This window comes from Stenotrophomonas sp. TD3 (genome assembly GCF_001939825.1).
Lineage (GTDB): Bacteria > Pseudomonadota > Gammaproteobacteria > Xanthomonadales > Xanthomonadaceae > Stenotrophomonas.
In genome coordinates this window covers 512,204-531,228 of record NZ_MOYM01000003.1, presented here as the reverse complement: position 1 = coordinate 531,228, position 19,025 = coordinate 512,204, and the positions used below count along the sequence as shown (strand labels likewise).

Annotated in this window: 16 protein-coding genes; 8 read left to right on the top strand and 8 right to left on the bottom strand. The window is 68.0% G+C overall.

Annotated elements, in window-relative coordinates; all coding sequences use genetic code 11:
• Positions 1–13: 13 nt before the first annotated feature.
• The 3 genes from BKE09_RS21990 to BKE09_RS21980 all read right to left on the bottom strand — a co-directional run bounded on the left by BKE09_RS21990 (position 14) and on the right by BKE09_RS21980 (position 4,858).
• Positions 14–3,133: a TonB-dependent receptor gene (locus BKE09_RS21990; RefSeq protein ID WP_075678089.1), complete on the bottom strand. Its 3,120-nt coding sequence runs from the start codon at positions 3,131–3,133 to the stop codon at positions 14–16.
• Positions 3,134–3,315: 182 nt separating this feature from the next.
• Positions 3,316–4,272 carry a FecR domain-containing protein gene (locus BKE09_RS21985; RefSeq protein WP_075678087.1) on the bottom strand — a complete coding sequence of 319 codons (957 nt, stop codon included), beginning with the start codon at positions 4,270–4,272 and terminating at the stop codon, positions 3,316–3,318.
• 82 nt (positions 4,273–4,354) lie between these two features.
• Entirely contained in the window at positions 4,355–4,858 is a 504-nt protein-coding gene (locus BKE09_RS21980; RefSeq protein WP_075678085.1) for an RNA polymerase sigma factor, read from the bottom strand.
• A 185-nt stretch (positions 4,859–5,043) separates the two neighbouring features.
• Here BKE09_RS21980 and BKE09_RS21975 point away from each other — a divergent pair, with 185 nt between their 5' ends.
• Genes BKE09_RS21975 through BKE09_RS21960 form a run of 4 tightly spaced genes read left to right on the top strand, consistent with a single transcriptional unit; the run spans position 5,044 to position 11,691 of the window.
• Entirely contained in the window at positions 5,044–6,987 is a 1,944-nt protein-coding gene (locus BKE09_RS21975; RefSeq protein ID WP_075678083.1) for a TonB-dependent receptor, read from the top strand.
• A gap of 2 nt (positions 6,988–6,989) precedes the next feature.
• The gene (cobN, locus tag BKE09_RS21970) at positions 6,990–10,895 is read left to right on the top strand and encodes a cobaltochelatase subunit CobN (RefSeq protein WP_075678081.1); all 3,906 of its coding nucleotides are present in this window, start codon (positions 6,990–6,992) and stop codon (positions 10,893–10,895) included.
• Positions 10,892–11,368 (top strand): MotA/TolQ/ExbB proton channel family protein, encoded by a 477-nt coding sequence (locus BKE09_RS21965; RefSeq protein ID WP_075678079.1) that lies wholly within the window; start codon positions 10,892–10,894, stop codon positions 11,366–11,368. The genes cobN and BKE09_RS21965 overlap by 4 nt, the downstream gene beginning before the upstream one ends.
• A complete protein-coding gene (locus tag BKE09_RS21960) occupies positions 11,368–11,691 on the top strand; it encodes a DUF2149 domain-containing protein (protein ID WP_014037392.1) in 324 nt (107 codons plus the stop codon). The genes BKE09_RS21965 and BKE09_RS21960 overlap by 1 nt, the downstream gene beginning before the upstream one ends.
• Positions 11,692–11,717: 26 nt before the next feature.
• On the opposite strand, the gene BKE09_RS21955 is transcribed toward BKE09_RS21960, so the two are convergent.
• The gene (locus BKE09_RS21955; protein ID WP_075678077.1) at positions 11,718–12,644 is read right to left on the bottom strand and encodes a LysR family transcriptional regulator; all 927 of its coding nucleotides are present in this window, start codon (positions 12,642–12,644) and stop codon (positions 11,718–11,720) included.
• A gap of 151 nt (positions 12,645–12,795) precedes the next feature.
• Between BKE09_RS21955 and BKE09_RS21950 the strand changes: the two genes are divergently transcribed.
• From BKE09_RS21950 to BKE09_RS21935, 4 genes are all read left to right on the top strand, one after another.
• Complete coding sequence (locus BKE09_RS21950) at positions 12,796–13,662, top strand: pirin family protein (RefSeq protein WP_075678075.1); 867 nt, start codon at positions 12,796–12,798, stop codon at positions 13,660–13,662.
• Positions 13,663–13,733: 71 nt separating this feature from the next.
• On the top strand, positions 13,734–14,414 hold the full coding sequence (locus tag BKE09_RS21945) for a hydrolase (protein ID WP_075678073.1): 681 nt from the start codon (positions 13,734–13,736) through the stop codon (positions 14,412–14,414).
• 53 nt (positions 14,415–14,467) lie between these two features.
• On the top strand, positions 14,468–15,109 hold the full coding sequence (locus BKE09_RS21940) for a hydrolase (protein ID WP_075678071.1): 642 nt from the start codon (positions 14,468–14,470) through the stop codon (positions 15,107–15,109).
• Between the two features lie 117 nt (positions 15,110–15,226).
• Complete coding sequence (locus BKE09_RS21935) at positions 15,227–15,625, top strand: OsmC family protein (RefSeq protein WP_075678069.1); 399 nt, start codon at positions 15,227–15,229, stop codon at positions 15,623–15,625.
• 63 nt (positions 15,626–15,688) lie between these two features.
• Here the strand turns inward: BKE09_RS21935 and BKE09_RS21930 are convergent, their stop codons facing one another.
• The 4 genes from BKE09_RS21930 to BKE09_RS21915 all read right to left on the bottom strand — a co-directional run bounded on the left by BKE09_RS21930 (position 15,689) and on the right by BKE09_RS21915 (position 19,023).
• Positions 15,689–16,018, bottom strand: a complete 330-nt coding sequence (locus BKE09_RS21930; RefSeq protein WP_005409871.1) for a hypothetical protein — start codon at positions 16,016–16,018, stop codon at positions 15,689–15,691.
• Between the two features lie 98 nt (positions 16,019–16,116).
• Positions 16,117–17,862, bottom strand: coding sequence for a putative porin (locus tag BKE09_RS21925; protein WP_075678067.1), 1,746 nt, complete (start codon positions 17,860–17,862; stop codon positions 16,117–16,119).
• A 42-nt stretch (positions 17,863–17,904) separates the two neighbouring features.
• Positions 17,905–18,570 carry a cell envelope integrity protein TolA gene (locus BKE09_RS21920; protein ID WP_075678065.1) on the bottom strand — a complete coding sequence of 222 codons (666 nt, stop codon included), beginning with the start codon at positions 18,568–18,570 and terminating at the stop codon, positions 17,905–17,907.
• Positions 18,571–18,609: 39 nt separating this feature from the next.
• Complete coding sequence (locus BKE09_RS21915; RefSeq protein ID WP_005409874.1) at positions 18,610–19,023, bottom strand: biopolymer transporter ExbD; 414 nt, start codon at positions 19,021–19,023, stop codon at positions 18,610–18,612.
• Positions 19,024–19,025: the final 2 nt, after the last annotated feature.

Sequence of the window (19,025 nt, the reverse complement as noted above, 5' to 3'; positions counted from 1 at the left end):
GTCGAATGCGGACTCAGAAGCGCGCGGTGACGCCAAGCTTGATCGTGCGGCCCGGTGCCGGCAGCGTTGAGCGTGTTGCCGGGTCGACGTAATAGCGGTTGCCGAGATTGCTGCCGACCAGTTCGACGCTGGCGTGCTCGTTGAAACGCCAGCGGGCGTAGGCATCCACCGTGGTGATGTTTCCCCAGGTGAAGGGCACGTTCTGCCAGAGCAGGCTGCTGCCCCCGGCGACGAGGCGGTCGCGGTAGGCCTGCAGGTCCGGATTGTCGTGCCGCTGGTAGTGCACGATGCGGCTGCCCAGTTCCAGGCGCTCATCGAACAGGCGGGTGCCGAGTGACCAGTTCACCGACAGCTTCGGCGTGGCCTGGGTCAACAGATAGCCGCTGACGAAGCCATCCTGGACGCAGTTGGGCACCCGCCCCTGGTCCGCATCCAGCCGTACCGCCGAGCTTTCATCGCAGACTTCGTTTTCAAGGACGCGGCTGATGCCCAGGTCGGTGAAGAAGCGCCGGTTGTCGAAGCGGGCCTGCAGCTCGAGGCCGCGGATGGTCTGCTTGTCGATGTTGTCGAACATGAAGTACGCATCGCGCTCGATGACGTTGCGGGTCTTGTGCACGTAGTAGGCCAGCTTGACGTCGGCATCGGCGGTGTTGCCGAACAGGATGGAAAGGTTGTGCACGTACCCCAGCTCGTAGTTGTAGGCATGCTCCGGCTTGAGCGGATACAGCGGATTGAGGCTGCTGGAGAACGCAATGGTGCTTTCGAACATGCTGGGGAAGCGCACCGCCTCGCTGTAGCGCAGATAGGCACGGGCGGCCGGCGAGAAACGCACCGTCGCCGAGAACGTCGGCAACCAGGCGTGATCGCGGTGCCGTTCGTTGCGCCCGGCCACGGACTGCATCGCCCCACCCCCGATCCTGCAGCGGATGTCGGTGCCGAGCACCATCGGCAGCAGCCCGGGGATCGCGGCGACCTGGCCGTTGAGGCACGGATTGGTGGCGCGGCTGTAGTTGCCATTGGCATCGGGCAACCAGGGAATGCCGTGCTGGACCTCCATGGGTGTCTCGTACTTGCGCAGCAGGTCGGCCAGCGACTGATCGACGATCCAGCCCATGCCGATGCTGTCCCAGAATTCCCGCTCGCTCTCGAGTGCGTCGATCTCGCCCTGCAGGCTGTCCGGCCGCGGCGGCAGTTCATTCACCCGGTACTGCGCTTCGCGCGGCACGATCGAGGTTGTCTGCAGTTCCGGGTGGGCCTGCAGGAAGTCGTCGAACGCCCAGTAACGGCTGTAACGCACGCCGGCATTGAGGGTCAGGAAGTCGACCGGACGCCATTCCAGAGTGAGGTAGCCCTCGCCCTCCTGGCGACGGCCAGCGCGCGGGTACATGCGCCAGCCATCGGACGGGCCGAAATACGGGTCACGCGAACCCAGCTTCTCGTATTGCCAGTTGCCGCCCACGGTCAGGTCCAGGGTGGAATGCAGGGCGAAGCGGTTGCTCAGGGTCAGGCCGGTGCGGTCGTTGCTCGCATTCGCCAGCGCGGTGTTGCGCAGAATCGGGCTCGCACCGGCATTCCAGTCCGGATTGCCGGGGGCGAAGTTCGGGAAGCCGCCTGCGGTGTAGGTATCGCTGTCCGTCTCGGTGCGCCACAGGTTGGCGTAGAGGTCCAGCCAGCGGCTGCCGGCCGGCTGGAAGCGGTATTCCAGGTTCCAGGCATCGGACGCAACCCGGCTGAGCGGCCACTGGATGCGCCCATAGTCCGGCGCCGAGAGGATGCGCGACGGCATGATCTCGCCGTAGTGCGACAGCGTGCGCCGCCAGGTCGCCTTCAGCTGCTGGTCGTCGTTGATCTGCCAGCTGCCCTTGACCAGCCAGGACTCCTGTTCGCTGGAGGTATTGGGCACTTCATCGCCCGGCTTGAAGTAGCGCGCCAGCGTGGTGATGTAGTCGATGCCCTGGTACTCGAACTGCTCACGCCGGTCCTGGTCGTAGTAGGCGCTGCCCTGGGTGCCGGAGAAATAGTTGCCACGCTTGCGCCAGGCGTAGGCAGCCATCAGGTCGACGTTGTCGCCACGCACACCCAGCGCCAGGCGCCAGGCCTGGTCTTCGCCATCGAAGGGGTTGTTGCCACTGCGCGACTTCACCGGCACCACCAGGGTGCGGTCGTCGTAGGGCGAGTTCGGCGAGCCCTGCGGGAACCCCGGCACCGTGCGGTAATCCTCGCCGGTGTGCAGGCGAGGCAGGCGCGGCGCCACCGCATTGCTGCTGCCTTCGATCTTCAGCTCCCCGCCGAAGCGCTCACCCGCTTCCACGATGTCATCGACGTCGATGGTCTTGATCACCAGCGCGCCACCGATCCCGCTGTGCACATCGCGCACCAGCCCTGGCCCCTTGATGACCTGGATGCCACCAATCAGGTTGGGATCGATGTAGTTGCGGTTGCTGACGCCGTTGTAGCCACGCCACACGGTCAACGCCTGTTCGCCACCGTCGATGCTGACCGGCACCCGCCCCGGCCCCTGGATGCCACGGATGTTGATGTCCAGCGCGCCGCTGTTGCGCGCATCGCCACTGAACACACCGACCAGATCCTTGACCACGTCGGCCGGGTTGGAGCCGCGGTAGCGCTCCACCCGGTCGCGCCCCGAATACGCCGTGGTCAGGTCCAGCGCGAATACATCATCGTAGCCGCGCCGATCGCGGGCCTCGCCCCCTTCCGACTGCAGGCGACCGGCCACGTCCAGTGTCTCGGTCACCCGCACCCCTTCCCCTTCACCCGACTCCGCTGCGGCACGCAGGCTCCAGGTGCCGTCCATGCCGCGCTGCGCGCGCACGCCGCTGCCACGCAACAGCTGCTGCAGGGCCTGCATCTGGCTGTACTCGCCACTCACCGCGCTGGAGCGACGGCCTTCCACCAGATCGCTGCGGAACACCACCTGCACATCGGCCTGGCGGCCAAAGGCACGCACAGCGTCAGCAAGGGGCTGTTCCGGAATGGTGTACTGGCGCAGCGGCGCGACGATCGCCGTTTGCGCCTGCACGGCCGGCACCCAGGCCAGCGGCAGCAATGCGGTGGAGATGGCCAGGGCCAGGACAGTGGCGCGGCGATGACAGGCGGATGCCGTGGACGGCATGGACAGGAACTCCTCAAGCGGGGCGGGACCATCGGCACATCCGGTGCCGGTGGTGTGTCTGGCTTGAGGAAAAACGGTGTTTCGCTCTGGCTATACCTCTATAGACAACGGGGCACGGCGAGTGCCCACGGTTCTTTCATGTTTTTTTCATGCGGCGCTTTCTGCCGCCAACCGGCTGCACCTCACCACAACACCATCGCGCCGCCAGGCAGGCGCTGCACGCGCAGTCCCGCCTGCGCGGCCACCGCATCGATGGCGGTCTCCGGTTGCTGCAGATGGAACAGGCCACTGACCCGTACGCGTGCACCCTGCCCGCCCAGTACCCAGACCGGCGCACGACGGTAGCGCGCCAGATCGGCGATGGCCTGCGCGGCCGGCTGATCATCGATCACCACCTCGCCACGCCGCCATGGCGCCATGCTCTCCGGATCTTCCAGTTGCACCGGCTGCAGCCAGCGCCCGTCACGGAACACGCGTGCCTGTCCGGCATGCAGGCGCTGCACGCTGCCATCGCCCGGGCGCACATCGACCACACCTTCGCTGACCTGAGTGGTGACCGTGGTATCCAGCATCGACACGCTGAAGGCGGTGCCGACGTCACGGACCACGCCGCCCGCCGCCTCGACCTGGAACGGGCGAGCCTCGTGCGCTACCTGGAACCAGGCCTGGCCGCGCAGCAGGCGCAGGTGGCGCTGCTGGCCATCGAACTCGATCGCCAGTGCGGTGCCGGCGTCGAGTACGGCGGTGCTGCCGTCGTCCAGCTGCACCACGCGCGGCGCATCGCTGCTGCGCAGGTCACTACGAGCAAGCAGCAGCGCGTGCGGCGCAGCGGCAACCATCAGCACCACCGCGGCAGCACTGGCCAGCAGCCACGGCAGGCGGCGGCGCGGCGTGATCGGACGCAGCCATTGGCGATCAGCCGTCAACCCGGGCAGCGCCGCCAGCACGTCGGGCCCGGCGGCATCCAGCCCCTGCCAGAACGCCTGCTGCTGGCGCCAGGCCAGCGCGTGGCGCGGATCGGCCTGCAGCCAGCGCTGCAGGGTTCGTTGCTGGCGTTCCGGCAGCGGGCCTGCACTGCACCGGATCACCCAGCGCAACGCCTGCCTGGCCTGACGCGGCGAGGGTTCGGACGTGGTCATGGTTGTGGCCTGCCGCACCGCGAACGGGTGCGCTTTCCTGTTGTGACAACGGCGGGCGCGATCTGCCCACGGCAAACGCCGGTCATCGGCGCGCTCCCTGTTGATGCTGCTGGATCAACAGCGCGGCGCGCAGCACATGCTTGCCGACCAGGCTCTTGGAGATTCCCAGGCGCGCGGCAATATCGCGTTCGCTCAGGCCCAGGTAGCGGTTGAGCACGAAGCACTCGCGCACCTGCGCCGGCAGCGCGAGGATGGTCTGGGTGATCTCGCGCAGTTGTGCCTGGTCCAGCGCCTGGGCCTCGCCGTCGTGGCCCGCCTCGGCCATGTCGGTGGCGTACTCGGCCATCGCGCGCCGCTCGCGGGCGTCGGCCTGGCTGCGGTTGAGCGCATGGTGATAGGCCATCCGGTACAGATAGCCGCGCGGCTCCAGGATCGGTGGATCACCGGGCACGCTGCTGGCCTTCAGGTACAGGTTCTGCAGGGTGTCCTCGGTACTGGCCGGGTCGAGGTAGCGCGCGATGAAGCGAGACAACGCACGGCGCTCGCGGATCAGCAGCTCGACCAGCGCCAGGGCATTGGGAGACATAGGTGCCAAGGCCGGACCGGGGAATGATGGGCGTGATGGCGACGGTCCGAGCCCGGATTGTAGGCGCCCCGCCGCGATACCGCACCCTTGTTCAGCGATGTCGCCGGGAGCAGGACCTTCGGCCTATGAAGATTCCGTGAAGGTAATGCTATGTTATATCGTCACATTCGTAGCGACCCCTTCCCATGTCCCGGTTCACCCCCGCCCGCCGCCTGTCCGGCGCGATCCTCCTTGCCCTGGCCCCCGCACTGGCAGCGGCGGCCGACGCCCCTTCGCAGCTGGACCCGATCGTGGTCACCGCAACCGCTACCGATCGCCTGGCCAGCGACGCACCTGCCTCGATCAGCGTGATCACCCGCGAGCAGATCCAGCTGCGGCCGGTGCTGGACCTGGCCGATGCGCTGCGCGGCAGCCCGGGCGTGACCGTGGCCGGGGTCGGCTTCGGCCGCCGCAGCATCCGCATCCGCGGCATGGACCCTGGCTACACGCTGGTGCTGCTGGACGGCCAGCGCGTCAGTGCGTCGGCCGATGCCATCGCCCATTCGGATTTCGACCTGGGCTGGCTGCCGGCCCCGGCGATCGAACGCATCGAGGTGGTACGCGGCCCGATGTCCTCGCTGTACGGCTCGGAGGCGCTGGGTGGCGTGGTCAACGTGATCAGCCGCCGCGCCACCGATGACTGGCAGGGCAACCTGGTCTACAACGCCGGCGTGGTCGGCGGCGACCGTGGTGGCAACACCGCCCAGGCCGGCTTCTATGCGGGTGGCGCACTGCTGCCCGGCACGCTGGGCCTGAGCGTGTTTGCCGAACACCGGCAGAAGGATGCCAGCCGCGATCCGAGCGACGGCCGCCTGGACGAGCAGGAGGGGCGCCGCGCCAACACCGGCCGCGCGGTACTCACCTGGACTCCGGACGCACACCAGCGCATTGACCTGTCGCACCTGCAGGGCAGCGAGGAACGACGCCGCCATGCGCTGCAGGCCGGTGCCGCGCCCTATGTGTACGAAACCATCGACGACATCCGTCGCCGCCAGACCACGCTGAGCCATCAGGGCGATTGGGACTGGGGGCAAACCCGGGTGAGTGCCTACCGCGCGACGCTGGACCGCGACAACCGTCGCGACCGCGGTGAGGCTTCGCGGCCGCAGCAGCTGACCGACCAGATCGTCGATGCCCGCGCCGCCGTTGCGCTGGGTGCGCGCCACCGCGTCAGCATCGGTGGCGAATGGCGGCGCCAGCAACTGGACGATGCGGCCGGCGCACGCAGTGGACACCTGCAATCGGATCAGAGCGCGCTGTTCGTGCAGGACGAGATCCAGGTGAGCGACGCGCTCTCGCTGGTATTCGGCAGCCGCGGCGACCGCCATCCCGAGTTCGGCTGGCACCACAGCCCGCGCGCCTATGCGGTGTGGCATGCCACCGAAGCACTGACGATCAAGGGCGGCATCGGCAGCGGCTTCAAGGCGCCGAGCCTGAAGCAGCTGTCGCCGGAGTATTCCGCGGTGGGTGGCGGCGGGCGCTTCACCATTGTCGGCAATCCGCAGCTGAAGCCGGAACAGAACACCAGCGCCGAATTGTCGGTGGCCTGGCAGCAACAACGCTGGTCACTGCAGGCGACCGCCTTCCAGAACGACCTCAAGGACCTGATCCAGACCACCTGCGTGCGTGCCTGCGGCGTGCGCGGCCGCGAACTGCGCAACTACACCAACGTGGCCCGTGCCCGCATCCGTGGCCTGGAGCTGGCCGGCACCGCGCCGATCAGCGAGCATCTGACCTTCGAAGCGAACTGGAGCTGGCTGGACCCGCGCGACCGCCAGACCGACCAGTGGTTGCCGGAGCGCCCGCGCCGCAGCGGCGCCACCGCGCTGAACTGGCAGCGCGGACCGCTGCAGGCCGCCGTGCGCGGCGAGTACATCGGCCCGCAGCAACAGGTGGCCGGCAGCAGCCAGGTGACCCTGCCTGATTACTGGTTGTGGTCGCTGGATGCGCGCTGGCGCGTCACCGCGGCGGTGAGCGTGGTGGCCGGCATCGACAACCTGGCCGACAAGCGGCTGGACGAAACCGGTGCGCTGTACCCGTACCCGGAAACCGGCCGCTACGTGCATGCCGGCATCGAACTGGCCTTCTGACCATGCGCAGCGGGTGGACATGGCTGCTGCTCGGGTGGCTGATGCCGGCCGCATTGGCCCATGCCGAGCCTGAGCCACTGCAGATGGACGTGGTCAGCAGCAGCTTCGTGCTGCCCGGCAAAATCGCCCGCCTGGACGCGCTGGGCGCGCCCGCAGGGGTGCGCTTCCGGCAGCGGGTGGTCGACCCTGCGACCGCGCTGCCGCACGACTGGCCGGCGAGCGCCGACCTGGTGCTGCTGGATACGCCGCGACCGACCGATGTCGAACAGGTGATGGCGGTGGTTGATGGGCCCTTGCAGAACGGCAAGGTGCCGTGGCTGCGCGTGGGAGGTGGCGCACCGGCCTCCGGCCACCTGCCCGCCGAGGTGGCGCGCAGGATCGCCGGCTACTACGGCAACGGTGGCGAGGCCAACATCCGCACGCTGGCTGCATACCTGCAGGCCTGGCGCAGCGATGCCGGAACCGACGGACTGCCGCTGCCGCAGGTGCTGCCGGCCACCGGCTACAGCACGGCCGGCAGCCAGTGGCTGGACAGCCCGCACGCATTGCAGGCGCAGTGGCAGCGCGACAATCAGGCAACATGGCCGAAGGTGGCGGTGCTGATCTCCGGCAGCATGCTCAGCGGCATGCAGACCCAGGTGCTGGACGCGCTGATCGAGGCCGGGCGCGCACGCAGGATCGCGCTGTTCGGCGTCTGGTTCGATGCCGCCGCCGACGACGGCCTGCAGCAGGCGCTGCGCGGCATCGAGGTGGATGCGCTGATCAACCTGACCCATCTGCAGAACGGCAGCGCGCGTGCGGCCGAATTTTCCACGCTGGACGTGCCGGTGCTGCAGGCGCTGAACCATCGGCAAGGCGATGCGGATGACTGGCGCGCGGCGACCACCGGCATTCCGATGGCGACCCTGGCGACCTTCGTCGCCGTGCCCGAAGCCTGGGGCGCCAGTGATCCGATCGTGGTCTCGGCCAATGCGCGTGGCGAACTGCAGCCGATTCCCGAACAGATCGATGCGCTGGCTGCCAAACTGCAGCGGCTGGCCGCGCTGCGCCACACGGCTGCCGCCAACAAGCGCCTGGCGCTGCTGTTCTGGAATGCACCGGACGGCGAGCGCAACCTGTCCGCGTCGCATCTCAACGTGCCGCGCAGCATCGAGGCGCTGCTGCCACAGCTGGCACAGGCCGGGTATTCAACGCAGCCGGTGGATGAAAAAACCCTGATCGAGCAGCTGCAGGCCCTGCTCGGTGGCTACTATCATCCGGAGCGGCTGGACGCGCTGCTCGATGCCGGGCTGGCCGATACCCTGCCGGTGGCCGACTACCGCCGCTGGCTGGCCACCCTGCCCGCCGCGCGCCGCGACGAACTGCGCGCCCAGTGGGGCGATCCTGCACGCCACCCCGCGGTACGCGAGCGGCATGGACAGGCCGTGTTCGTGCTGCCGCGCCTGCGCCTGGGCAAGCTGCTGCTGATGCCGCAGCCGCCCCGCGCGGGCCGCGTTGGCGAAGCCACCCACGATATGGCGTCAGTGCCGAGCCACTATTACCTGGCCGCCTACCTGTACCTGCGCCAGCAGTGGAAGGCCGATGCGCTGATCCACTTCGGTACCCACGGCACGCAGGAGTGGACCCCGGGCAAGGACCGCGGCCTATGGGCTGCCGATTATCCGTGGCTGGCAGTGGGCGAGCTGCCGGTGTTCTACCCGTACATCCAGGACAACGTCGGCGAGGCGATCCAGGCCAAGCGCCGCGGCCGTGCCGTGGTGGTCAGCCACCAGACCCCACCGTTTGCACCGTCCGGGCTGTACGACGAACTGCGCGACCTGCACGCGGTGGTGCACGAACTGCAGCAGCTGGACCAGGGGCCGGTGCGTGATGCCACTGCCGCACGCCTGCGCGCACTGGCCACCGACAGCGGCATCGCCGCCGACCTGGGCTGGAGCGCAGTGGACATGCAGGCGCGCTTCGACAGCTTCCTGCCGGTGCTGCACGACCACCTGCACGAACTTGCCCGGCGCAACCTGCCACTGGGGCTGCATACCTTCGGCGAACCAGCTTCGCCCGAACACCGCCTGCTGATGGTGATGCAGCAGCTGGGGCCCGGCTATCTGAAGGCGCTGGGCGAGGACCCGATGGAGGCCACTGCGGTGGATTACCAGCAGATCCAGCAGGGCCTCGCCTATCGCACGCTGGCGCGTCATCTGCGCGAAGGTGCGCCGATCGCCAGCGTCGCCACCCCCGATCTGCGCGCAGCGCTGCAGCATGCCGTGCAACTGGATGCAGCCCTGGCCGATACACAGGAGGTCGAATCGCTGCTGCGCGGCCTGCGTGGTGGCTTCGTGCTGCCTGGTGCCGGCGGCGATCCGATCCGCACGCCGGAACTGCGCAGTGGCCGCAACCTGTTCGCGTTCGAGCCCGACCGCATTCCCACCCGCGCAGCGTTCGACAGCGGCGAGCTGGCCCTGCAGCAGCTGTTGCAGGCCTATCGTGATGATCACGATGGACAGCTGCCACGCAAGCTGGCCATCAGCCTGTGGTCGAGCGAGGCCATCCGCCACCTCGGCGTGCTGGAGGCGCAGGTGCTGCACGCGCTGGGCCTGCGCCCACGCTGGGACAGTGCTGGCAAGGTGATCGCCCTTGACATCGTGCCCGATGCGGAATTGCAACGCCCGCGCATCGACGTGGTGATCCAGGCCACCAGCGTCTACCGCGACCAGTTCGATCCATTCCTGCGGTTGCTGGCTGGCGCCATCGAGCAGCTGGCGGCGATGCCGGCCTCGCCCGGCAATCCGATCGCCGGCAATGCAGTGGCCGTGCAGCAGCGCCTGCAGCGCGACGGCGTTCCTGCGGAGCAGGCGCAGCGTCTGTCGCGCCTGCGCATCTTCAGCAACGCCCCCGGCGAGTATGGTAGCGGCCTGAACCATGCCGTGCTGGCGCGCGGCAGCACGGCCGGCAAGGACGATGCGGCGCTGGCCAGCGGCTTCCTGGATCGCCTGCAGCATGGCTACGGCAGTGATGGCCAGGCGAGCACCCTGCCCGGTGGCAACCTGTTCGCCGAACAACTGCGCGGCGTGCAGGCGGCAGTGCTGTCACGCTCCTCCAACACCCATGGCCTGCTCAGCACCGACCACCCCTTCGAGTATCTGGGCGGGCTGGCGCTGGCCGTGCGCCACCTCGATGGTGCCAGCCCGGCGCTGTACGTCTCCGACCTGCGCGAACCCGCACCGCGCACGCGCAGCACCGCACGCTTCCTCGCCGACGAGCTGCGCGCGCAGACGCTCAATCCGCAATGGATCGGCGCGATGCAGGCCGAAGGCTATGCCGGCACGCTGGAAGTGCTGAAGAACGTCGACAACCTGTTCGGCTGGCAGGTGACCGCGCCGGACACCGTCCGCACCGACCAGTGGCAGGCGGTGCATGACACCTTCGTGCGCGACAGCCGGCAGCTGCGCCTGGCGCAGTGGTTCGAGCAGCACAACGCCAGCGCCCAGGTGCAGATGATCGAGCGCCTGCAGGAAGCAATCTCGCGCGGCTACTGGCACGCCGATGACCGCACCCGCGCGGAGCTTCAGGCGCGGCTGCAGCAGCTGCAGGCGTCGTCGACATCGGAGCCGGTACCGACGCAGGTGCATCCGGGCTATGGGCTCGGCCGCGCATCGGCCGCCCCACCGGCACCCGATGTAGCCGCCGCCGCCCGACAACCCGCCACCGTCGAGCCGGCACCGGCCCCCTCGCCCAGCGTGCGTGGCCAGGTGATGCGGCAGGTGCCGCCGCCTGCCCCGCACGCGCCGGCCACGCGCTGGGCACTCGCCGTGCTGCTGGGCCTGCTCGGCGCAGGCGCCGTGCTGCAATCGCGGCGCAACGCACGGCGCGCCGACCCTTCCCCTTCTCCTTCCAACCCGGCTTCCGCATGAACGCGCTTGAATCCACGCTCTACGATCTCTCCCACCTGTTCCTGGCTCCGGTCCTGCTGCTGATCCTGCTGTCGCTGGCCTACGCCTTCCTCAGCTTCGGCGCCTTCCTGTGGGAAGGCCTGCAGCGCAGGCGTGGCCGCCACCGGCCCGAACTGCTGGCCTGGCAGGCCCGCCACGGCGGCAGCAGTGACGATCTGGAACTGCATATCCTCAAGCGCCTGGAAGGCCTGCGCATCGTCTCGCGAACCGCACCGATGCTGGGCCTGGTGGCAACCATGATCCCGATGGGGCCCGCCCTGCTGGCGCTGACCCGCAGCGACGCGCAGGGGGTGGGCGAGAACATGGTGGTGGCCTTCTCGTCGGTGATCCTGGCCCTGGTGGCCGCCAGCCTGACCTACCTGGTGCTGACCGTGCGCCGGCGCTGGCTGCTGCAGGAACTGCGCATGTTCGAACGCCTGCAGGAGGCGCACTGATGCGCTTCCTGGATGACGACGAAGCCGATGACCCGATCCTGTCGGTGGTGAACCTGATCGACCTGTTCCTGGTGGTCACCGGCATCCTGATGATCGTGATCGTGCGCAACCCGCTCAATCCTTTCACCAGCCAGGACGTGACCGTGATCGAGAACCCCGGCCAGGCCAACATGCGCATCACCGTGAAGCAGGGCGAGGAACTGACCCGCTACCAGTCCACCGGCGAGATCGGCGAAGGTGGCGGGGTCAAGGCCGGCGTGACCTATCGGTTGCCGGACGGGCGCATGGTGTATGTGCCGGAGGGAGCCGCCCCGGCCCGGTAGATCCACGCCATGCGTGGATGCGGAGCCTACGGTTCGTCCAGCGCTTCGAAACGTTCGGCGAGGTAATCGATCAGCGCACGCACCGCAGGCAACAAGCCGCGCCGCGACGGGAACACCGCGTGCACGATGCCATGCTTCGGCACCCATTCCGGCAGCACCGGCACCAGCGCACCACTGGCCAGTTCGTCGCTGATCATCATCCGCGGCAGCATCAGCAGGCCCACTCCGGCTGTCGCGGCGGTGCGCAGCGCGATCATGTCATCGCTGACCAGCCGCGGGCGGTGGTGCACGCTGGCCAGCACATCGTCGGGCCCGGTGTATTCCCAGACATGCTGCTGGCTGGGCGATGCCAGATCGACGGTCGGCATCATCGCCAGGTCGGCCGGCACCTGCGGCGTGCCCAGCCGCTGCAGCAGCGCCGGACTGGCACTGGTGCACCAGACCCGGCGCGCCAGCACGCGCACCACCAGGTCGCTGTCCTCCAGTGGCGGTGGCCGTACCCGGATCGCCACGTCCACGCCCTCGCCCACCACGTCCACGCGGCGGTTGGTGGCGTCCAGCTGCACCGTCACCTGCGGATGCAGGGCCAGGAAGTCGGCCAGCATCGGGCCGATGCGCGCGTGCAGGATCGCGATCGGGCACGCCAGGCGGATCGTGCCGCGCGGCTCGGCGCGTGACAGCGCAATCGCTTCTTCGGCCGCTTCGGCCTCGACCAGCATCGCCTTGCAATGGCGGTAGTAGTCCTGGCCGACCTCGGTGACCGAGAAGCGCCGGGTCGAACGCTGGATCAGCCGCACGCCCAGGCGCTCCTCCAGCAGCGCGATGCGCCGGCTCAGTTTCGACTTCGGCATCGCCAGCGCCCGGCCGGCCTGCGAGAAGCCACCGTGCTCGACCACCATGGCGAAATAGAACAGGTCGTTGAGGTCGCAACGGCGGATATCAGCGATGAACACGGGGCGATCTCCTGTGGCCCAAGGCGCGCACCCATTGTTCACCAGATAGGACTATGACGGCAAATATTGGCGTCTACCGACCCTATTGTCGCGGCGATATCGTCTCCCGCAACGAAGAACAGCGGCCGGCAGCCCCGGCCAGGAGATCGCCATGAAGCGTGTCACCGGTACCTACAGCGCCCCCCGCCCGCACTGGGTGGGCGACGGATTCCCCGCCCGCTCGATGTTTTCCTACAACACCCACGGCCAGCACCTGAGCCCGTTCCTGCTGCTGGACTATGCCGGCCCCTACACCTTCGCCCCCAGCGATGCGCCGCGCGGCGTCGGCCAGCATCCGCACCGCGGTTTCGAGACGGTCACCATCGTCTATGAGGGCGAGGTCGCCCACCGCGATTCGACCGGGGCCGGCGGCACCATCGGCCCGGGTGACGTGCAGTGGATGACCGCCGCCTCCGGCATCCTCCACGAGGAATTCCACACACCGGAGTTCAGCAAGCGCGGCGGCACCCTGGACATGGTCCAGCTGTGGGTCAACCTGCCGGCCCGGGACAAGATGGGTGCGCCGGGCTACCAGACCCTGCTCGATGCAGACATTCCCTCGGTGGATCTGCCCGACGGCGCCGGACGCGTGCGTGTCATCGCCGGCCACTTCGACGGCCACGCCGGCCCGGCCCGTACCCACACGCCGATGGATGTCTGGGACATCCGCCTGCGGCAGGGCCAGCACGCCGAACTGCCGGTAGCCGACGGCCGCACGCTGGCGCTGGTGGTGCTGAAGGGCACGGTCCGGATCAACGGCGGCCAGCCGGTCGGCGAGGCGCAGCTGGTCACCTTCGACCGCAGCGGCGAGGACGTGTTCGTCGACGCCGACAGCGACGCCACCGTGCTGCTGCTCAGCGGTGAGCCGATCGACGAGCCGGTGGTGGGCTATGGCCCGTTCGTCATGAACAGCCAGGCCGAGATCGCGCAGGCGGTGAACGACTTCAACAGCGGCCGCTTCGGCCGGATCGCGCACTGAGCGCTTCCGCGCGGCGGGCGATCACCCGCCGCGCCAACGGGCCATCGCCCACTTCCCCCAGGAGACTGACCATGAGTACCCCCGCCAACTTCAACGGTGCCCGCCCGGTGATCGATCCGGACAACGCCGCGATGCTGCTGATCGACCATCAGAGCGGCCTGTTCCAGACCATCGGTGACATGCCGTTCACCACCGTGCGCGCCCACGCCACCGCGCTGGCCAGGATGGCCACGCTGGCAAAGATGCCGGTGATCACCACCGCCTCGGTCCCGCAGGGCCCGAACGGCCCGCTGATTCCGGAGATCCACGACGCAGCCCCGCATGCCCAGTACGTGGCGCGCAAGGGCGAGATCAACGCCTGGGACAACCCGGAATTCGTTGCCGCGGTGAAGGCCACCGGCCGCAGGCAGCTGATCATTGCCGGCACCATCACCAGCGTGTGCATGGCCTTCCCGTCGATCGCCGCCGTCGCCGATGGCTACCAGGTGTTCGCGGTCATCGACGCGTCGGGTACCTACTCGAAGATGGCCGAGGAGATCACCCTGGCCCGCGTGGTGCAGGCCGGTGTGGTGCCGATGGACACCGCCGCGGTGGCCTCTGAGATCCAGCGCACCTGGAACCGCGACGATGCCCAGCAGTGGGCCGAGGTCTACACGAAGATCTTCCCGAACTACCAACTGCTGATCGAAAGCTACCTGAAGGCGCAGGACGTGCAGAAGAACCAGGAGCAGCTGGATTCGCAGCGCAGCTGAGCTGCCCCCGGGTGCCGCCCGCTGTCGGCACTCCTTTCAACCGGAGACCCATCATGTCCAGTGAACCGATCCGCGACCCGGCCAGCGATCATCTGCTGACCCCGCAGAATTCCACCTTCATCATCATCGACTACCAGCCGGTGCAGGTGAACTCCATCGCCTCGATGGACCGCCAGCTGCTGGTCAACAACATCGTCGGCACCGCCAAGGCCGCTGTGGCTTACGGTCTGCCGATCGTGCATTCGACGGTGAACGTCAAGACCGGCCTGAACAAGCCGCCGATTCCACAGCTGCGCAAGGTGTTGGGCGACTACCCCACCTACGACCGCACCACCATCAACTCCTGGGAGGACGTCGAGTTCCGCAGGGCGGTGGAAGCCACCGGCCGCCGCAAGCTGATCATGACCGCGCTGTGGACCGAGGCGTGCCTGACTTTCCCGGCCCTGGATGCGTTGAAGGAAGGCTATGAGGTGTATGTGGTGGTCGACGCCGTCGGCGGTACCTCGCTGGCGGCGCATGACGCAGCACTGCGCCGCATCGAACAGGCCGGTGGCCAGCTGATCAGCGTGCCGCAGCTGTTCTGCGAGCTGCAGCGCGACTGGGCGCGTTCGGAAACGGTCCCCGCGTTCATGAACCTCTTCATTGAAACCGGGGGTACGGCGGGCATCCAGTTCTCGTACGATCGTACCGAGTGAATTCGTGGCGGCGCAGGCAGGTAGCCCGCGCCGTCTTTTGAAGCAGTCGAGCAAGGCTCGACTCTACAGTTGGGTTGGTCGAGCATGGCTCGACTCTACAGATGGCAGGAGACCCTGATGGCCTACGCACGCATTGTTTCAACCGGCGACAACTACCTGCACCACATCAGCAATGGCAGCTTTGATGTGGATGCGGACGAGCCGGCATCGTTGGGCGGCCAGGGCAAGGGCTTCGCCCCGTTCGATCTGTACCTGGCCTCGCTGGCGGCCTGCACCGCGATTACCCTGCGCATGTATGCACAGCGCAAGGGCTGGGAACTGGGCGAGTTCCATGCCGAGCTGCGCTCGGAACGCGACGAGGATGGACGCTTCCACGTGCACCGCGTGCTGCATGCCAGCGCCGCGCTGAGCGATGCGCAGTGGCAGCGACTGCTGGAGGTGGTGGAAAAGACCCCGGTGACCCTGGTGATGCGTGAAGGTGCACGCATCACCAGCGAGCGGGGGGCTGCAGCGTAACCCCATCCACGCATGGCGTGGATCTACTGTAGAGCCGAGCCTATGCTCGGCTCTACGGAAGGCTCAGCGTCGTGAATGCAGCACGGTGCGCTGGCGCATGGCGTTGAATTCCTGCTCCACCTGCTGGATGTCTTCGGCCTGGAAACCGGCCGCATCCAGCAGCTGGTCGGCGGCGGCGGCCGCCAGCGGATCATCGTCACGCTGGCGCCAGCAGCGCGCCGGCAGGAAATAGCCCACCTCACTGCGCCCGCGCATGATCACCACCGGCCGGCCCGCATACAGCAGGAACTCGGCCAGGTGCTGGCGCAGGCCCTCGACGGAAACATAGGCCGGTCCAACACCCAGCATCTGGCTGGACGGTTCGGGACTCTCGAACAGCTTGCGACGGCTCATCCACTCCTCCTTTTGAACAACGCGTGGTCTCCTTTCCTTAGACGAGCGCATCGCTGCGCCCCCGCCACGTACTACGTGACCCGCATCACGCCGGCCGCTCAGAACCCGGTATTGAACTCCAGTTGGAACACGTCGATCGACAGCGGCGCGCCGGACACTTCCTTGGCCGCCATCCACTTGCCACTGATCCAGCTGCGCGCATCCAGCGCATAGGCACCGCCCACGTAGTAGCCGCGGGCGTTGGTGCCGCCGAGGTGGAAGTTCGGGTCGTTGTAGGCATCGGGCAGCGCATCGGCCTCGATGTGCTTGTAGCCCAGCAGCGCCTGCCACTGGCCCTTCTCCTTCAGCTCGGTGGCACCGAAGGTGGCCTGCACCATCCATGCGGTGTCGCCGCTGCGGAAGGTATCGATGCTGGCGGTGCCACCGGCGCCGTAGTTGTTGACGATGCCGTTGTTGGCTCGGCTGAACATGGCCTGCTTGTCGTAGGCCAGGTTGCGGATGTAGTCGCCCTCCAGGCGCATGCCGATGTCCTGGGCCAGCTGGGTATCCCAGCGCAGGTTCAGCGTGGCCAGGCGGAATGCCGAGGCCAGGCCGACGTACTGCGGGGTCGGCGTGTTGGCCGGATCCAGCGGATTGCGGGCGATGTCGCGGATCAGCATCAGGGTGTTGCCCTTCTGCATGAACGCCGGGCGCGACCAGTCGGTGTCGCAGCCCACTGCGCCCGCATACAGCGCGCACGGCGAGGACAGGCGGCCGCTGATGTTCTTGAAGTCGTAGTAGCCCAACGCGGCACGCAGCGCATTGTCGTCGTTGAAGCGCCAGTTCACGCCCACCTGCGCACCGGACAGCCACTTGTTCTCGTTCGGGGTCTTGACCCGGCTCTGGCTGGGCGCGCTGTCGGAGGTGTACTCCAGCGGCACCACCGCCAGATTGCCGAACAGGCCGAGGTCACCGCCGTCGAAGTCGTACTGCAGGTTGGCGGCCAGGCCGTCGAAGTTCAGGTCGTTGGAGAACAGCGTATCGCTGGTCCAGAACGGATTGCCGAAGCGGCCACCGCGCACCGTCACCCAGTCGGCCGGGCTGTAGGCCAGCCAGGCCTGGTCCAGCCACACGTCCTTCTTGCTCAGGCCACCCCCCAGCTGCTCGGTGGTCGACACCGGGCCATTGCTGCTGCCGCTGGCCAGGCGCACACCGGCCGTGGTGTGCTGGCCGATGGTCGCCTCGATGCCCAGGCGGGCGCGGATGCGCCATAGGTTGCGGCGGTCCTGGCGGGTGTTCAGCAGCGGCGGCAACTGCAGGTTGGTGTTGGTGTTCGTGTCGAAGCCGTTGCCGGAATTGATCGACGACCAGTTGCTCACGATGTCGCTGTTGCGTTCGGAGAAGAAGCGCGACTCGCTGCGTACGCGCATGTCACCGGTGACCTTGATGCGCTTGGTCCACTCAGCCACTTCGTTCGGTGCCGCCCAGCCCTCGGACTTGGCCTGCGCCATCACGTCCTGGCGCACTTCGTCACGAATGCCGTCGCGCACGCTCTGCGGCACGTAGGGCACGCGCACGTCACCGGCCTCCAGGGCCACGCCACCGCTGGCGGCCGAAGGTGCCGTGGTCGCGGTGCGCGATGCGGCCGCTGCTTCAGCCTCGGCCTGCACCAGCAATGCCTGGCCGTCTTCGGGTTTCAGTGCACCGCTGGCGATCAGGCCCTTGATCAGCTTGACCATGGTGGTTTCGGCGGCCATCGCACCGGCCGGGGCGGCCAGGCTGAGCAGCACGGCGCAGCACAGCAGCGCCCGTCGGGCCGGCCGCGGGCGGCGGGAGTCGGTTCGTGCGCGGACGTGGTCGTTCATCACGGTTCTCATCGAAAGAAGGGAAATCACGGAGGTCGGGAATCAGGCCCCGGGCCGGCGGCCCTGGATCAGGACACGGGCGGGGAAATCAAGCGACGGCGGAGGTGCCTGGTCGACCTTGCCGATGCGACGCAATGCATCGAGCACGGCCGCGTCGGCCTCCTCGTTGCCACTGCCACGCACCAGCTCGACCTTTTCCAGGCGGCCATCGCTGGCCAGCCACACATTCACCTGCAGCTGGAACGCCAGGCGCTTGACCTTGTCGTCGCGCGAGATCGCCTGCTGCATCAGGTAGCCGAGATAGCGCCCATAGGTGGCATTGCCGGCACCGCCACGGCCGACGCCGGACGAGCCGCCACCGCTGCCGGACTGGATACCGAAGTTGTCACCGCCGGCCTGCGCATCGGCATTCATCGTCACCGGGTCAGCGTTGTCCGGGGTCGGCGTCGGCTCTTCGGCCGGCGTCGGTTGATCCAGCGGCTCCGGCTCAGGCATCGTTTCTTCCGGCGGCGTTTCCGGTTCCGGCGGCTTTTCCGGCGGCGGCGGTGGCGGCGGAGGGGGTGGCGGCAGCGCCAGCATCGGCGGCTGCACCACCGGCCGACGGGTGCTCGCAGTGTCCTTGAACAGCAGCCACCACAGCGCGACACCGAGCACCAGCAACGCGGCCAGCACCAGCGCGACGGTCACCAGCAACGGGCGACCGCGCATGCCGGGCTCCGGCCGAGGGGGTTGATGGGCCGTCATGCCTCAGCCCTGCGCCTTGCCGGTGACCAGGCCCACCTGGGCCAGCTCCAGCCGCCGCAACAGGTCCAGCACCTCGACCACGCGGGCGTACTGCACCTGCGCGTCACCGCGCACGATCACCGGGAAATCCGGCGTGGTCGCGCGCTCGGTGCGCAGCCGGTCTTCCAGCTCGGCCATCGTCACCGGGTAGGCATCCAGGAACACCTGGCCGCTGGGGTCGATGGTGATCGCCTTGGTCTTCGGCTTCTCCAGCGCCACGCTGTTGCTGGCCTTCGGCAGGTTGACCTCGATGCCGGGGATGGAGGCGTTGCTGGTCAGGATGAAGATCACCAGCACCACCAGCAGCACGTCGACGAAGGGCGTCACGTTGATGCCCTTCTCGCGCTTCTTGATGCCGAACTTCGCCTTCTGGCCCATGG

Bases quoted from the DNA above. Each gene is read 5' to 3' on its own strand.
- BKE09_RS21990 (WP_075678089.1), bottom strand. From the start codon at position 3,133: ATGCCGTCCACGGCATCCGCCTGTCATCGCCGCGCCACTGTCCTGGCC.
- BKE09_RS21950 (WP_075678075.1), top strand. From the start codon at position 12,796: ATGAAGCGTGTCACCGGTACCTACAGCGCCCCCCGCCCGCACTGGGTG.
- BKE09_RS21930 (WP_005409871.1), bottom strand. From the start codon at position 16,018: ATGAGCCGTCGCAAGCTGTTCGAGAGTCCCGAACCGTCCAGCCAGATG.
- BKE09_RS21965 (WP_075678079.1), top strand. From the start codon at position 10,892: ATGAACGCGCTTGAATCCACGCTCTACGATCTCTCCCACCTGTTCCTG.
- BKE09_RS21935 (WP_075678069.1), top strand. From the start codon at position 15,227: ATGGCCTACGCACGCATTGTTTCAACCGGCGACAACTACCTGCACCAC.
- BKE09_RS21980 (WP_075678085.1), bottom strand. From the start codon at position 4,858: ATGTCTCCCAATGCCCTGGCGCTGGTCGAGCTGCTGATCCGCGAGCGC.
- BKE09_RS21915 (WP_005409874.1), bottom strand. From the start codon at position 19,023: ATGGGCCAGAAGGCGAAGTTCGGCATCAAGAAGCGCGAGAAGGGCATC.
- BKE09_RS21925 (WP_075678067.1), bottom strand. From the start codon at position 17,862: ATGAACGACCACGTCCGCGCACGAACCGACTCCCGCCGCCCGCGGCCG.
- BKE09_RS21920 (WP_075678065.1), bottom strand. From the start codon at position 18,570: ATGCGCGGTCGCCCGTTGCTGGTGACCGTCGCGCTGGTGCTGGCCGCG.
- cobN (WP_075678081.1), top strand. From the start codon at position 6,990: ATGCGCAGCGGGTGGACATGGCTGCTGCTCGGGTGGCTGATGCCGGCC.
- BKE09_RS21975 (WP_075678083.1), top strand. From the start codon at position 5,044: ATGTCCCGGTTCACCCCCGCCCGCCGCCTGTCCGGCGCGATCCTCCTT.
- BKE09_RS21960 (WP_014037392.1), top strand. From the start codon at position 11,368: ATGCGCTTCCTGGATGACGACGAAGCCGATGACCCGATCCTGTCGGTG.
- BKE09_RS21940 (WP_075678071.1), top strand. From the start codon at position 14,468: ATGTCCAGTGAACCGATCCGCGACCCGGCCAGCGATCATCTGCTGACC.
- BKE09_RS21985 (WP_075678087.1), bottom strand. From the start codon at position 4,272: ATGACCACGTCCGAACCCTCGCCGCGTCAGGCCAGGCAGGCGTTGCGC.
- BKE09_RS21945 (WP_075678073.1), top strand. From the start codon at position 13,734: ATGAGTACCCCCGCCAACTTCAACGGTGCCCGCCCGGTGATCGATCCG.